At 66.1% G+C, this 14312-nt stretch carries 11 protein-coding genes; 8 read left to right on the top strand and 3 right to left on the bottom strand.

Translation table 11 applies throughout. The features are described from left to right. Positions 1-150: 150 nt before the first annotated feature. Positions 151-1482, bottom strand: coding sequence for a chromosomal replication initiator protein DnaA (gene dnaA / locus O0J73_RS07380; RefSeq protein WP_006479319.1), 1332 nt, complete (start codon positions 1480-1482; stop codon positions 151-153). Positions 1483-1736: 254 nt separating this feature from the next. On the opposite strand from dnaA, the gene rpmH reads away from it, so the two are divergent. The 6 genes from rpmH to O0J73_RS07350 all read left to right on the top strand — a co-directional run bounded on the left by rpmH (position 1737) and on the right by O0J73_RS07350 (position 9544). Next, positions 1737-1877 carry a 50S ribosomal protein L34 gene (gene rpmH, locus O0J73_RS07375; RefSeq protein WP_005411729.1) on the top strand — a complete coding sequence of 47 codons (141 nt, stop codon included), beginning with the start codon at positions 1737-1739 and terminating at the stop codon, positions 1875-1877. 5 nt (positions 1878-1882) lie between these two features. After that, the gene (gene rnpA / locus O0J73_RS07370; RefSeq protein ID WP_006479316.1) at positions 1883-2377 is read left to right on the top strand and encodes a ribonuclease P protein component; all 495 of its coding nucleotides are present in this window, start codon (positions 1883-1885) and stop codon (positions 2375-2377) included. Continuing rightward, the gene (yidC, locus tag O0J73_RS07365) at positions 2377-4092 is read left to right on the top strand and encodes a membrane protein insertase YidC (protein ID WP_308308371.1); all 1716 of its coding nucleotides are present in this window, start codon (positions 2377-2379) and stop codon (positions 4090-4092) included. The genes rnpA and yidC overlap by 1 nt, the downstream gene beginning before the upstream one ends. 115 nt (positions 4093-4207) lie before the next feature. Then, on the top strand, positions 4208-6880 hold the full coding sequence (locus tag O0J73_RS07360) for a polysaccharide deacetylase family protein (protein WP_308308370.1): 2673 nt from the start codon (positions 4208-4210) through the stop codon (positions 6878-6880). A gap of 3 nt (positions 6881-6883) precedes the next feature. After that, positions 6884-8233 (top strand): tRNA uridine-5-carboxymethylaminomethyl(34) synthesis GTPase MnmE, encoded by a 1350-nt coding sequence (gene mnmE / locus O0J73_RS07355; protein ID WP_006479188.1) that lies wholly within the window; start codon positions 6884-6886, stop codon positions 8231-8233. A gap of 195 nt (positions 8234-8428) precedes the next feature. Further along, positions 8429-9544 (top strand): glycerophosphodiester phosphodiesterase, encoded by a 1116-nt coding sequence (locus tag O0J73_RS07350; RefSeq protein WP_308308369.1) that lies wholly within the window; start codon positions 8429-8431, stop codon positions 9542-9544. 90 nt (positions 9545-9634) lie between these two features. On the opposite strand, the gene O0J73_RS07345 is transcribed toward O0J73_RS07350, so the two are convergent. Both O0J73_RS07345 and O0J73_RS07340 read right to left on the bottom strand, forming a co-directional pair. Then, entirely contained in the window at positions 9635-10405 is a 771-nt protein-coding gene (locus O0J73_RS07345; RefSeq protein ID WP_049457814.1) for a rhomboid family intramembrane serine protease, read from the bottom strand. Between the two features lie 106 nt (positions 10406-10511). Continuing rightward, positions 10512-11474 carry a TerC family protein gene (locus tag O0J73_RS07340; RefSeq protein WP_005411722.1) on the bottom strand — a complete coding sequence of 321 codons (963 nt, stop codon included), beginning with the start codon at positions 11472-11474 and terminating at the stop codon, positions 10512-10514. Positions 11475-11764: 290 nt separating this feature from the next. On the opposite strand from O0J73_RS07340, the gene O0J73_RS07335 reads away from it, so the two are divergent. Then, positions 11765-12934 carry a class I SAM-dependent rRNA methyltransferase gene (locus O0J73_RS07335; RefSeq protein ID WP_049457813.1) on the top strand — a complete coding sequence of 390 codons (1170 nt, stop codon included), beginning with the start codon at positions 11765-11767 and terminating at the stop codon, positions 12932-12934. A gap of 86 nt (positions 12935-13020) precedes the next feature. Then, entirely contained in the window at positions 13021-14259 is a 1239-nt protein-coding gene (locus tag O0J73_RS07330) for a dipeptidase (protein WP_308308368.1), read from the top strand. Positions 14260-14312: the final 53 nt, after the last annotated feature.

Below are 14312 nucleotides of genomic sequence, written 5' to 3'. Positions count from 1 at the left end.
ACCCTCTGTATTACCGACCCCCAGGGGGTGGGGAAAGCTGTGGATAGAATCGGCCCGATTTCAGACCCCATTTTTATCCACAACGTGTCCCGCGCTTGCTACCGGATTCTGCACCGTTTTGTGCGATGACGCCTCATCGGCATCCGTGCATCATTCGCTCAGCTTCCGGATCAGTTTGTCCCAGTCCTCGCGGAGCTTGCCGTCGGTTTCCATCAGGGTCCGGATCTGGCGGCAGGCATGCAGCACCGTGGTGTGATCGCGACCGGCAAAGGCATCGCCGATCTCGGGCAGGCTGTGCTCGGTCAGTTCCTTGGTCAGGGCCATGGCGACCTGGCGCGGGCGGGCCAGCGAGCGGGTCCGACGCTTCGACAGCAGATCCTTGATCTGCAGGCCGTAGTAGTCGGCAACGGTTTTCTGGATGTTGGGAATGCTGATCGCCTGCTGCTGGGCACGCAGCAGGTCGCGCAGGGTTTCCTGGGCGAATTCGGTGGTGATCGCGCGGCCGGTGAAATTGGCGCGGGCGGTCAGGGTATTGAGCGCGCCTTCGAGGTCGCGCACGTTGGAGCGCATCTTCTTGGCGATCAGGAACGCAACATCATCGGGAATCTCGGCACCGCGTTCGCGCGCCTTGGCCAGCACGATCGCGGCACGGGTCTCGAAGTCCGGCGGTTCGATCGCGACCGACAGGCCCCAGGCAAGCCGCGACTTCAGGCGCGCTTCCAGGCCTTCGACTTCGCGCGGATAGCGGTCGCAGGTCAGGATGATCTGCTGCTTGCCATCGAACAGCGCGTTGAAGGTGTGGAAGAACTCTTCCTGGGTGCGGTCCTTGCCGGCGAAGAACTGGATGTCATCGATCAACAGCGCGTCCACCTGCTGGAACTGGCGCTTGAACTGATCCATGGTCTTTTCCTGAAGGGCCCGGATCATCGCGCTGAAGAACTGCTCCGAACGCAGGTACAGCACCTTCGCCCCCGGGTTGGCCTGGCGCATGGCATTGCCGGCGGCGAACATCAGGTGGGTCTTGCCCAGGCCGGTGCCTCCGTACAGCAGCAGCGGGTTGTGCGCACGGTCGCCCGGCTTCTGCGCCGCCTGGAAGGCAGCGGCCAGGCCCAGCTGGTTGCTGCGGCCTTCGACGAAGTTGGCGAAGGTGTAGTGGTTGTCCAGGTTGCCGGCAAACGGCACCTGCGGTTCGCTGGAGACGTGCGCCGACGGCGTGGAAACCGGCGCATTCTGCATCTCGACCGGGCGCGGACGCGAGCCGATTTCAAGAAAAACGTCGCTGAAACCGGCGAAATGAGCCAACAGCTCGCGGATCCGGGCCAGGTACAGCTCGCGGACCTGGTCGACGATGAAGGCATTCGGTGCATACAGCACCAGGCTGTCCACGCGCAGATCGGCCTGCAGCGGCTTCAACCAGGTATGAACGTCTTCCGGCGGGAACTCCGCTTCGAGGCGCTCGAGACTACGGGACCAAGCATCCATCAGCAATAATCGTCCGGTGGCCGGGGCGTGGACGCGACAAGGCGCCCAAACACAGGCCGGAAAGGGGGAAATGGATGGCTCAGACTACCACCGAGCGCCCGCCTTCGGAATGCTTGTCCCCTACTTATTCACAAAAACATCCACAGCTATTGCACAGGGCAGTGAATTGGCGTAGCTGCCAGGGCTTGACTGGGGGCGGGGTACCTCTCTAGAATTTCCGGTTCTTTCCGTCCCATTCATACGAGAGGCCCCCAATGGCCACGAAGCGCACCTACCAGCCCAGCAACCTCAAGCGTAAGCGCGACCACGGCTTCCGTGCCCGTATGAAGACCGCTGACGGCCGCAAGATCCTGTCGCGTCGCCGCGCCAAGGGCCGCAAAGTCCTGAGCGCCTGATTGCCATGCCGCACCTCGCGGCAGACGCAATCCCTTCGACAGTGAATACTGCAGACCCGCGCAAGCGATTCCCTCGCTCTGCGCGGGTTCGCACGCGTGCCGAATACTCAACGGTCTTCAACGGCGCCCGCCGTGTGTCCGATCCGCTGATGACCCTGCACTGGCTGCCGGCTGACCGGCCGGCCAGGCTGGGTCTGGCGGTTTCCCGCAAGGTTGATCCGAACGCCGTCGGGCGTAACCGGATCAAGCGCGTCCTGCGCGACATCCTGCGTCAGACACGTACCGAAATCCAGCCAGGCGACTTCGTCGTCGTGGCTCGTAGTGCTGCGCGTTCCGCCAGCAACGACGAGATCCGCCAGGCCTTCCTGCGCCTGCTGCGTCGCCTGCGTGCATTGCCCACGCCGGGCGTGGACGGCACAATGCCGCCGCCTGATGGCATCGCAACTCCTTCTTTGACCGAGCCGGCATCGCGTCCCGGCCCCGCCGAGCCTGTCCGCTGATGAACCAGACCCGCGTATTCCTCATTTTTGCCTGGCTGATGGTGGCCGTGCTGCTGTGGATGGAGTGGAGCCGTGAAAAGGCTGCTCCGACCCCGGCACCGACGACCACGTCGGCCCCGGCCGCCGCACAGAGCGTTCCGGGTTCCAGCCCGGGCGCCATCCCCAGTGCCCAGGTTCCGGGCGCCCCCGGCCAGGCTTCCGTGCAGGCCCAGGCCAGTGCCACCCCGGCCAGCCAGCGCGTGACCGTCACCACCGACGTGCTGCGCCTGGTGCTCGATGGCGGCCGCGTGCTCGACGCCGAGCTGCTGCAGTTCCCGCAGACCAAGGACGAAGGCAGTCCGCCGGTGCGCCTGCTGACCGAAGATCCCGCGCATCCGTACAGCGCGATCAGCGGCTGGGCCAGCGAGGACAAGAACACCCCGGTCCCGGGCGCTGACGGCTTCAAGCTGGTCGGTGACACCAATGACTTCGTGCTGGCCAAGGGCCAGAACGAGCTGCAGATCCCGTTCGTGTGGACCTCCGACAACGGCGTGACCATCAAGCGCACCCTGACCGTCTCGCGCAACGAGTACGCGGTGCGCTTCAAGGACGAAGTCAGCAACACCGGCACCGCGCCGTGGAATGGTTACGTCTACCGCACCCTGGACCGCACCCCGACCATCCTGTCGCGGAGCATGACCAACCCGGACTCCTTCAGCTTCAACGGCGCCACCTGGTACGACAACGACAAGAAGTACCAGCGTCGTGCCTTCAAGGACTACCTGGAAGACGGCACGCTGAACCAGAACATCACCGGCGGCTGGCTGGCGATGCTGCAGCACCATTTCTTCACCGCCTGGATCCCGCAGAAGGACCAGACGGCGCACTACGTGCTGTCGCAGGTGGCCGGTCGTGACCTGATCGAGGCGCGTGGCCCGGCCTTCACCGTGGCCCCGGGCCAGTCCACCAGCACCGAGGCCCGCCTGTGGGTCGGCCCGAAGCTGGTCAACCTGATCGCCAAGGAAGACGTGCCGGGCCTGGACCGCGTGGTCGACTACAGCCGCTTCTCGATGATGGCGGTAATCGGACAGGGCCTGTTCTGGGTGCTGAACCAGGTGCACAAGCTGGTCGGCAACTGGGGCTGGGCGATCGTCGGCCTGGTGGTGCTGCTGAAGCTGGTGCTGTATCCGTTGTCGGCCGTGCAGTACAAGAGCGGCGCCAAGATGCGTCGTTTCCAGCCGCGCATCGCGCAGCTGAAGGAACGCTATGGCGATGACCGCCAGAAGTTCCAGACCGCGATGATGGAGCTGTACAAGAAGGAAAAGATCAATCCGATGGGCGGCTGCCTGCCGATCCTCATCCAGATGCCGATCTTCTTCGCCCTGTACTGGGTGCTGGTCGAGTCGGTCGAGCTGCGCCAGGCGCCGTGGCTGGGCTGGATCCAGGACCTGACCGCACGCGACCCGTACTTCATCCTGCCGGTCATCAACGTGGCGGTGATGTGGTTCACCCAGAAGCTGACCCCGGCACCGGGCATGGACCCGATGCAGCAGAAGATGATGCAGTTCATGCCGCTGGTGTTCGGCGTCATGATGGCCTTCATGCCGTCCGGCCTGGTGCTGTACTGGGTGGTCAACGGCGGCCTCGGCCTGCTGCAGCAGTGGTGGATGACCAAGCGCCATGGCGGCGATCCGGTCCCGGCCACCACTGCCCCGGCCCCGGTCAAGAAGAAGTAACGGGTAGAGCCGGCCGCTGGCCGGCTGACCTCAGCAGAAGCCCGCCGCAAGGCGGGCTTTTCGCATGCGGCGTTAGAATTCCCGGCACACCGTTCCTCCCACCTTCGAGTCCACCATGCCGCGTGCGCTGTCGTTCTGCCTGTTCCTGCCCTCGCTGTTGTTGACCCTGGTCGTGGCCGGGTGTGGCGACAAGGATGCGAAGGCACCGGCGGCCGCCGTCACCCAGCCCAGCGCGCAGGCCGCGGCCGCCGCTGATCCGGCCGCCGCACCGTTGCTGGCGGCACTGCAGAAGCAGCTGGATGGCTATCGCCGGATCATCGTGCTGCTGGCCGATGAAGACCAGCAGAGTGCTACAGACCGGGGTACGTCCACGCGCGTTGGCCAGCAGCTGTTTCACGATGGCCTGGAACAGCGCACGGCGATTGCCGCGCAGTTCGACACCCTGCTGCGCGGTACCAGCCCGCAGCGCTTCGCCACCCTTGGCACCGTGCTGGACTACGTCGAGTCGGCACCGGAACTGTTCGACGCCGACCGCCTGGCGTTCCGCGAAGTGCTGCGCGATCTACACGAACGGGTCGGTACCGATTCGTCGCTGCCGGCGGTGAAACTGCACCAGCGCATCGGCGAAGACCTGGAAGCACTCGATGAAATCGAGCGCAACTACAACCAGGAACTGACCCGGATCTTCAGCCGCTTCGAGCGCACCCGCGCCATCGACCTGAAGCGGGAGAAGTGGGAGGACTACATCGCCCATCTGCGCAAGGACTACAGCCGCGAAGCAATCCTGCGCGACTACGGCGTGGTCGAGCCGTACCCGATGTCGATGAAGGACAGCGACCGCGAGATCTTCGGCCGCGACCTGCCGGCCAAGACGGTGGTGCTGACCTTCGACGATGGCCCGCACAAGGCCTACACCGATGAAGTGGTGGCCATCCTCAAGCGCTATGACGTACCGGGCGTGTTCTTCGAGGTGGGCCGCAACCTGGGCAAGGTCGAGAGCGACGGCAGGGTCAGCCTCGGGCCGATGGCGAAGATCAGCCGCAGCCTGATGGAAGAGGGCTATGCGGTCGGCAACCACAGCCTGACCCACGCCCAGCTCTCGCGCACCACCGGCGACGCGCTGCGCCAGCAGGTGCTCGACACCGATACCCTGCTGAAGGATGTCGACAGCAAGCGCGCGCCGCTGTTCCGCTTCCCGTACGGCGCGCGCAATGCCGAAGGCCTGCAGCTGCTCAACGAGGCCGGGCTGAAGTCGATCATGTGGAACATCGACTCGATGGACTGGGCCGATCCGGTGCCGGAATCGATCGTGCAGCGCGTGCTCGGCCAGGTGAACAAGGAACAGCGCGGCATCATCCTGTTCCATGACATCCACGACCGTGCGGTGAAGGCGCTGCCGCAGATCCTCGACCGCCTGATCGCCGACGGCTACCAGTTCGCCGGCTGGAACGGCCGCGACTTCACCGTCGCCCGCGCGCGCAAGGGCGCGGCCAGCGACGCCACCGTCACCACCGGCTACGAGAAGTCGTGGGCGATCGTGGTAGGCATCGACAGTTACGCCAAGTGGCCGAAGCTGGAGTACGCCAGCCACGATGCGCAGGCGGTGGCCGACACGCTGACAGGGCAGTTCGGCTTCCCCTCTTCGCAGGTGATCGTGCTGAAGAATGAGCAGGCCACCCGCAACAACATCCTGGCCGCCTTCCACGACCGCCTGGCCGACGATCGCACCGGAAAGAACGACCGCGTGTTCGTGTTCTTCGCCGGCCATGGCGCGACCCGCCAGCTCGCCTCCGGGCGCGACCTTGGCTACATCATCCCGGTCGATTCGGACCCGAAAGAGTTCGCCACCGACGCGATCGCGATGACCGACATCCAGAACATCGCCGAGAGCATGCAGGCCAAGCACGTGATGTTCGTGATGGATGCCTGCTACAGCGGCCTGGGCCTGACCCGGGGTGGCCCCTCGTCGTCGTCATTCCTGCGCGAGAACGCACGCCGCAGCGCGCGGCAGATGCTGACCGCCGGCGGTGCCGACCAGCAGGTGGCCGATGCCGGCCCGAACGGCCATTCGGTGTTCACCTGGGTGCTGCTGCAGGCGCTGGCCGGCAAGGGTGACCTCAACGGCGATGGCCTGATCACCGGTACCGAGCTGGCCGCGTACGTGGCGCCGGCAGTGTCGGCGGTTTCGCACCAGACCCCGGCCTTCGGCAGCCTGCCCGGTTCGCAGGGCGGCGAGTTCGTGTTCCAGGTGCCCGACAGCCAGGAGTTCCTCACCGCCGATACGCGCCAGCTGACCGCCGATGCGATCGCGCTTAACAACAAGGTCGATGCCGCCAGCGAGGCCAAGGGCAGCCAGGCGCCGGTGACCGTGGCCGACCTGCAGGGTGGCAAGGCCAGGCTGGTGGTGCCCACCGCTGGCCCGGCGTCCGACCGCCAGCGCGCGCAGCAGGCCAACGACCGCGGCCTGCAGCTGTACCGCGAGAAGCAGTACGACGAGGCGGCCGCGCAGTTCGCCGAAGCGCTGAAGCTGCGCCCCGATTTCGCCCAGGCCGCGAACAACCTCGGCTTCGTCTACTACCGCCAGCAGCGCTACGCCGAAGCGGCGCGCTGGCTGGAGAACACGCTGAAGATTGATCCCTCGCGCGCGGTGGCCTATATCAACCTGGGCGATGCCTACTTCAACGCCGGCGACAAGCCCAAGGCCAGGCAGGCCTACACCACCTACCTGGCGCTGCAGCCGCAGGGCAGTGGTGCGGCGCAGGCACGCGCGCAGCTGGAGAAGCTCTGAGCCATGGATACCACGATCCACACCGACACCATCGTGGCCATCGCCAGCGCCCCCGGCGCCGGGGGGGTTGGCCTGCTGCGCCTGTCCGGCCCGCGCGCGGCGGCCATCGCCAACGCACTGGGTGCGCCTGCATTGCGCCCGCGCCATGCGCATTACGCGCGCCTGCGCGACGCCGACGATGAGGTGATCGACGATGGCATCGTGCTTTGGTTCCCCGCGCCCAACAGCTTCACCGGCGAAGAAGTGGTGGAACTGCAGGGGCACGGCAGCCCCGTGCTGTTGCAGCAGCTGGTCGCGCGCTGCATCGCGCTGGGTGCGCGCCAGGCGCGGCCGGGTGAGTTCAGCGAACGGGCGTTTCTCAACGGCAAGCTGGACCTGGCCCAGGCCGAGGCCATCGCCGACCTGATCGCCGCCGGCGACAACCGTGCCGCGCGTGCTGCGCGCCGTTCGCTGGATGGTGTGTTCTCGCGCCGCATCGAGGCGGTGGTCGAACAGCTGGTGCTGCTGCGCATCCACGTGGAAGCGGCCATCGACTTCGCCGACGAACCGCTGGACACCCTCGGTGGCGCGCAGGTACGGCGCGGGCTGGAACAGGCGCGCAGCGATCTGGCCCTGCTGCGCCGCGATGCCGAACGTGGTCGCCGCCTGCGCGACGGCCTGCACGCGGTGCTGATCGGGCCACCGAATGCCGGCAAGAGTTCATTGCTCAATGCGTTGGCTGGCAGCGAGCGTGCGATCGTCACCGACATTGCCGGCACCACCCGCGACACGCTGCGCGAGACGATCCGCCTGGATGGCCTGGAACTGACCCTGGTCGACACCGCCGGCCTGCGCGACGGCGGCGATGCCATCGAGCGCGAAGGCATGCGTCGCGCACATGTGGAAATCGAGCGCACCGACCTGGCGCTGATCGTGCTGGATGCACGCGATCCGGCGGCCGGTGAAGCGGCCCTCGGTGATGCAGTGATGGCGGTGCCGCACAAGGTCTACATCCACAACAAGTCGGACCTGCTGGATGTGCTGCCGACGCTGGACGATCCGGATCGCGTGTTCGTCTCGGCCGCGACCGGTGCCGGGCTCGATGACCTGCATGTGCGCCTGCGCAGCATCGCTTCGGCCGGGGCAGGGGAGCAGGTGGACGGCGAGTTCTCCGCGCGCACCCGCCACGTCGATGCGATCGAGCGCGCGCAGGAACATGCGCAGCGCGCCGATGGTGAGCTGGCCCACGAACACCTGGAACTGGCCGCCGAGGAACTGCGGCTGGCGCACGATGCACTGGGCGAGATCACCGGGCAGATGAGTGCCGATGATCTGCTGGGACGGATCTTCTCCAGCTTCTGCATCGGCAAGTAACGCTGGTGCCAGATCCCCGAACGGGCTCACGCTCTAGTGGGTGCCAACCTTGGTTGGCACAGGGCGTCCGGGGTCATCGACGCTGGCTGGCAGAGCGCCGACCCAGGTCGGCGACTACCGGATGCGTGGGGTCCCCCGCCTGTCACATTGCCGCCGCATACTGACGCCCATCACATACCGCTTGGGGAAGTCGCAGTGAAGTCGTGGGGTTGTGCGTTGCTGTTGTCGCTGGCCGTGGCACCATCGGTGGCCATGAGTGCTGAATCCTCCACCCCGGCCGCACACAAGGTGCCGGTCTATGGCCATCGCGGCGCAAGCGCGCTGCTGCCCGAGCACACCCTGGCCGCCTATGCGCAGGCGATTGCCGATGGCGCCGACTACATCGAACCGGACCTGGTGATGACCAGGGACGGGAAGATGGTGGCCCGCCACGAGAACGAGATCGGTGGCACTACCGACGTGGCCTCGCATCCGGAGTTCGCCAGCCGCCGCACCCGCAAGGTCATCGACGGGCAGAAGGTCGAGGGTTGGTTCACCGAAGACTTCACCCTGGCCGAGCTGAAGACCCTGTACGCGCGCGAGCGCCTGCCGGAACTGCGCAGCACCGCCTACGACGGCCAGTTCCGCATCGCCAGCCTCGACGAGATCCTGGCCTTCCTGGTGCAGCAGGCCGGTCGTGCCAACCGTGGCATCGGCCTGGTGCCGGAGATCAAGCACCCGACCTACTTCCAGTCGATCGGCCTGCCGATGGAAGACAAACTGCTGGCGGCGCTGCGCGGCAACGCCTATACCAACGTCGGCCCGGTCACCATCCAGTCGTTCGAGACCGCCAACCTGCGCTACCTGCGCGGCAAGATCCCGCGCGACAGCAACATCCGCCTGCTGCAGCTGCTGTGGAAGGGCGACACCCAGCCGGCCGACATCGCCAAGGCCGGTGGCACGCTGACCTACGCACAGATGATGACCCCGGCCGGCCTGAAGGACATCGCCGCGTACGCCGACAGCATCGGCCCGGAGTTGCGCTCGATCATTCCGCTGGATGACAAGGGCGCGCTCGGCACGCCGACCCCGCTGGTGCGCGATGCGCATGCGGTGGGCCTGATGGTGATCCCGTACACCTTCCGCCCGGAGAACCACTTCCAGGCCAGCAACCTGCGCAAGGGTGCCGACAACGCACGCAACGCCGAGGGTTCGATCGCCGAGATGCGCGCGTACCTGGCCACCGGCATCGATGCCTTCTTCACCGACGACCCGGCGCTGGGCCGGCAGGCGGTGGATGGGATGGGCGCGGCGGGGAACGGGGCCAACTGACCTGTCCGATCGCCGAATGCTGTGCGGTAGTGGCCAACCTTGGTTGGCCGCATGGGAACAGCGCCGACCAAGGTCGGCATCCACCACACCTCAGCCGCGCGGATCGTCCGGCCGCCGGAACGGAATCACCACGTAGTCCTGGCCTTCGCGCGGCTGCCACAACACCGGCACGCGCTGCGGTGACGGCGGCTCCAGCTCGTCGTTGGCCAGCGGCTCGACCTCGTCCTCTTCGTCTTCCCAGCTGTAACGCTGGCGTGGCGGCAGGGGGTCGGCATTGCGGAACAGCAGCGCGGCGATGATGCCGGCGAAGGCGCCGCCCATGTGCGACTGCCACGACACGCCATCGGCGTGCGGCAGGACGGTCATCAGCATGCCACCGTAGAACAGCATGCCGATCAGGCCGGTGGCGATCGCCGCGCGGTCGCGACGCAGCAGGCCGAGGCTGGCGAGCAGGAACATCAGGCCGTGGGTCACGCCACTGGCGCCCAGGTGCACGCTGCCCGGATTTCCCAGCATCCAGGCACCCAGGCCCGAACCCAGCCACAGCAGGGGCAGCGCGCGCACGGTGGCTTTCGGATACACGCTGCCGGCCAGGGTGCCGAGGATCAGGATGGCGATGCTGTTGGCGGCGATGTGCTCGACCGAGGCATGCAGCATCGGGCCACCGACCAGGCCGAGCAGGCCCTTGGCTTCCAGCGGCGCTACCGCCCAAGGGCGCCAGTCGAACGTGCCCTGCAGGGCGAACACGGCCACCAGCACCAGCACGGCGGCCAGGCTGACATTGAACGCCCGCAGGATGCGCGAGCGGTCATTGCGGGGGGCCGGTACGTCGCCGGCGGGCAGGGGCGCGTTGTTGTCCATACCTCAGCAATGGCGGTGGTTGCCGCGAAACCAAGGCCGCTGCGGCGGGAGAGTGGAGACGGCCGGCGGGACAATCCCGCCGGCCGTGCCGTTCAGCGATTCAGCTTCAGGCGTGGCCCGATCCTTCCTTCGGCGGGTACTTCAGGCTCAGCACCACGGTGGCGGCGATGATCACTGCAACCACGCCCAGCGACACCGGGGTCGGGATCTTGAACAGGTCGATGATCATCATCTTGATGCCGATGAAGCCCAGTACCAGCGCCAGGCCGTACGGCAGCAGGTGGAAGCGGTCGGCCATGCCGGCCAGCAGGAAGAACATCGCGCGCAGGCCCAGCACCGCGAACACGTTGGAAGTGAGCACGATGAACGGGTCGGTGGTGATCGCGAAGATCGCCGGGATGCTGTCCACGGCGAAGATCACGTCGGTGACCGCGATCAGGATCAGTACCGCGAACAGCGGGGTGAACCAGCGCACGCCATCGCGCTTCACGCTCAGCGCGTTGCCGGCGTAGTCCGGCAGCAGGCGCAGGTGCTTGCGCATCCAGCGCAGGGCCGGATTGGTCTCCAGATCGGGCTCCTGGCCGGCGGCGAACCACATCTTCCAGCCGGTGAACAGCAGGAAGGCACCGAATACGTAGAGCAGCCAATGGAACTGGCTGATCAGTACGCTGCCGGCGAAGATCATGATCGTACGCAGCACGATCGCACCCAGGATGCCGATGATCAGCACCTTCTGGCGCTGTTCCTCCGGCACCGCGAAGTAGCTCATGATCATCAGGAAGACAAAGATGTTGTCGACCGCCAGCGCCTTCTCGACCAGGTAGCCGGTCAGGAATTCGAGGCCGACCTTGTTGGCCACGACCTGGCCGGCGGTCTCATTCAGGTAATACCAGAGGCCGGCGTTGAACAGCAGGGCCAGCGCGACCCAGCCGATCGACCACCACAGGGCCTCCTTGAAGGTGACCTTGTGCGGTCCACCATGGCGCATCAACACGAGGTCGACCAGCAGGGCGATGACCACCACCGCTGCGAAGCCGCCCCACAACCACACGTTACCGATCGTCTGCATTGGGAATGTCCGTTGGAAAGATGAATGCCAGGCCGGACGGCGAGGATCTGCAACGGAGGATCGGGAGGGGATCCAGGGACAGAGCTTCGCCAGTACGGCGAAGGTCTCGCTCGCAGTTCCAATGGCTGGAACTGCCGTTGCACCGGAGCCTGCGGGCTCGAATTGACGGCGACAACGTCTGGGAGCTACTCCCCTTCTGGCGCCGATTCTGCCGTCTGCCCGGGCCGCCGTCAATTGCCGCGCCTGTGCTGGATTTCCGGCCCCCGCCGCCCCCCGGCTACAATGGGCGGATGAATACCCCCCTTCCGATTGTCCGCCTCAAGAATGCGTGGCGTTCCAGCCACCCGTGGATCTTCCAGAAACTGGTCGAGAAGCCGACCGTCCGGCCCAAGCCCGGTTCCATCGTCGACGTGGTCGGCATCGATGGCGAGTTCATTGGCCGGGGGTTCTACAACGGGCATTCGCGCATTGCCGTGCGCATCCTCGAAACCGACCCGAACGTGCCGGTCGATGCCGGCTGGTTCTCGCGCAAGATCGCCCAGGCGGTGTCGCTGCGCCGTGAGGTGCTGAAGCTCGATGCGGTGTCCGATGCCTGGCGCGTGGTGCACAGCGAAGGCGACGGCCTGTCCGGCCTGGTGGTCGACCGCTACGGCGACCTGGTGGTGGTCGAATTCTTCGCCGCCGGCATGTTCCGCCACCGCGAGTGGATCTACGACGCGCTGCGCGAGCAGTTCCCGGGGTGCCGCTTCCACAGCTTCGCCGACGAGCACGTGCAGAAGCAGGAAAGCTTCGACTTCCACGGCAATACCACCACCGAAGCAGCGGTGATCACCGAGTACGGCATCAAGTTCCGCGCCGACCCGGCCGGTGCCCACAAGACCGGTTTCTTCGCCGACCAGCGCGAGAACCGCGAGTGGTTGAGCCAGCAGGTGGAAGGCAAGAGCGTGCTCGACCTGTGCTGCAACACCGGTGGTTTCGCGGTGTACGCGGCCGCGCGCGGCGCTTCTGAGGTGGTCGGCATCGACATCGATGAAGACGTGATCCAGATCGCCAAGGGCAATTCGCGCCTGAACAACGTGCGCCCGAAGTTCATCCAGTCCGACATCTTCCCGTGGCTGCGTGATGCCGCCAACCGCGGCGAGCAGTACGACGTGGTGATCCTGGACCCGGCGAAGATGACCCGCGACCGCGACCAGGTGATCACCGCGCTGAAGAAGTACCTGGACATGAACAAGCTGGCGCTGGGCGTGGTCAAGCCCGGTGGCCTGTTCGCCACCTTCTCCTGCACCGGCCTGGTGGCCGAGGACCAGTTCCTCGACATGCTGCGCCGCGCGGCGTATTTCTCCGGCCGCACGATCCAGATCCTGAAGGTGGCCGGCGCCGGTCCGGACCATCCGTTCATGGCCCACGTGCAGGAATCGCGTTACCTGAAGGCCGTGTTCTGCCGCGTGGTGGATTGATTCGCAGGATCCCGGCTACGTTCGGCACTACCGTTTGTTGTCATCTCGGCGCTATGGTCTGACGCTTCCCATCGAGGTGAAGCGTCATGACGTTGCGCAGTCTGTCTTTGCTGGTCTCGCTGGCGCTGTGTGCGCCGCTGTCCGCCCACGCCGTTGAGTTCAGCACGCAGGAGCTGGCCCGTGCCAAGGCGCTGCAACAGCGCCTGGTCACTCTAGACAGCCATCTGGATACGCCGGCCAACTTTGGTCGCAGCGGCTTCGACATCGAGCAGCGCCATGACCGCAATGCGCTTTCGCAGGTGGATTACCCGCGCATGGTCGAAGGAGCGTTGGATGGCGGCTTCTGGGCGATCTACACCGACCAGGGCGACCGCAGCGCAGCGGCCCACCTGGCCGAGCGTGACCATGGCCTGCAGCGGTTGCTGGAAATCCGCGAGATGCTGGCGGCCAATCCCGAGCGCTTCGCGCTGGCGCTGACCGCCGATGATGCGGCAAGGATCAAGGCCGCCGGCAAGCGGGTGGTCTACATCAGCATGGAAAACGCCAGCCCGCTGGTGGCCGATCCCAGCCTGCTTTCGTTCTACCATCGCGCCGGCCTGCGCCTGCTCAGCACCGTGCACTTCGCCAACAACGAGTTCGCCGATTCGGCCACCGATCCCAAGGGTGCGGAGTGGAAAGGCCTGAGCCCGGCCGGCAAGGATCTGGTGCGGCAGGCGGTGAAGCTGGGCATCGTGATCGACCAGTCGCATGCCTCCGACGCAGTGTTCGACGACCTGCTGGCGATGATGCCGGTGCCGTTCGTGCTCTCGCACAGCTCGGCCAAGGCGGTCTACGACCACCCGCGCAATCTGGACGATGCACGCCTGCGCAAGCTGGCCAAGGCGGGCGGCGTGATCCAGGTGAATGCCTACGGTGGCTATCTGATCGACACCGCCAAGACACCGGAGCGCAAGCAGGCCGAAGAAGCGCTGAGCAAGCAGCTGGGTGGCTGGGAAGGGATGGGCATCGAGCAGGGTGTTGCCCTGCTGAAGGCCGAGCAGGAACTGGACCACGAGCACCCGGTGCGCCATGCCAGCCTGGACGATTTCTTCGCCCACTTCGAGCACATCCTCAAGGTGGTCGGCCCCGAGCATGTGGGCATCGGCCTGGACTGGGATGGCGGCGGTGGCCTGAGCGACCTGCCCGATGTCAGCCAGCTGCCGAAGATCACTGCGTGGCTGCTGCGCAAGGGCTACACCGAGCAGCAGATTGCCGGCATCTGGGGCGGCAACCTGCTGCGGGTGATGCGCCAGGCGCAGGATCACGCAGCAAAACAGGGCGTGTGAAACGCCCTGCGGTAGTGCCGGCCGCTGGCCGGCAGTGGCCGTATCAACAGGAT

It is taken from the genome of Stenotrophomonas sp. Sm6012, from assembly GCF_030985895.1.
Classification (GTDB): domain Bacteria; phylum Pseudomonadota; class Gammaproteobacteria; order Xanthomonadales; family Xanthomonadaceae; genus Stenotrophomonas; species Stenotrophomonas forensis.
This window is presented reverse-complemented; position numbering and strand designations above follow the sequence as displayed.

Coding starts and splice junctions, on each gene's coding strand:
- O0J73_RS07335 (WP_049457813.1), top strand. CDS start 11,765: ATGAATACCCCCCTTCCGATTGTCCGCCTCAAGAATGCGTGGCGTTCC.
- rnpA (WP_006479316.1), top strand. CDS start 1,883: ATGCCGCACCTCGCGGCAGACGCAATCCCTTCGACAGTGAATACTGCA.
- O0J73_RS07330 (WP_308308368.1), top strand. CDS start 13,021: ATGACGTTGCGCAGTCTGTCTTTGCTGGTCTCGCTGGCGCTGTGTGCG.
- dnaA (WP_006479319.1), bottom strand. CDS start 1,482: ATGGATGCTTGGTCCCGTAGTCTCGAGCGCCTCGAAGCGGAGTTCCCG.
- O0J73_RS07345 (WP_049457814.1), bottom strand. CDS start 10,405: ATGGACAACAACGCGCCCCTGCCCGCCGGCGACGTACCGGCCCCCCGC.
- mnmE (WP_006479188.1), top strand. CDS start 6,884: ATGGATACCACGATCCACACCGACACCATCGTGGCCATCGCCAGCGCC.
- yidC (WP_308308371.1), top strand. CDS start 2,377: ATGAACCAGACCCGCGTATTCCTCATTTTTGCCTGGCTGATGGTGGCC.
- rpmH (WP_005411729.1), top strand. CDS start 1,737: ATGGCCACGAAGCGCACCTACCAGCCCAGCAACCTCAAGCGTAAGCGC.
- O0J73_RS07340 (WP_005411722.1), bottom strand. CDS start 11,474: ATGCAGACGATCGGTAACGTGTGGTTGTGGGGCGGCTTCGCAGCGGTG.
- O0J73_RS07360 (WP_308308370.1), top strand. CDS start 4,208: ATGCCGCGTGCGCTGTCGTTCTGCCTGTTCCTGCCCTCGCTGTTGTTG.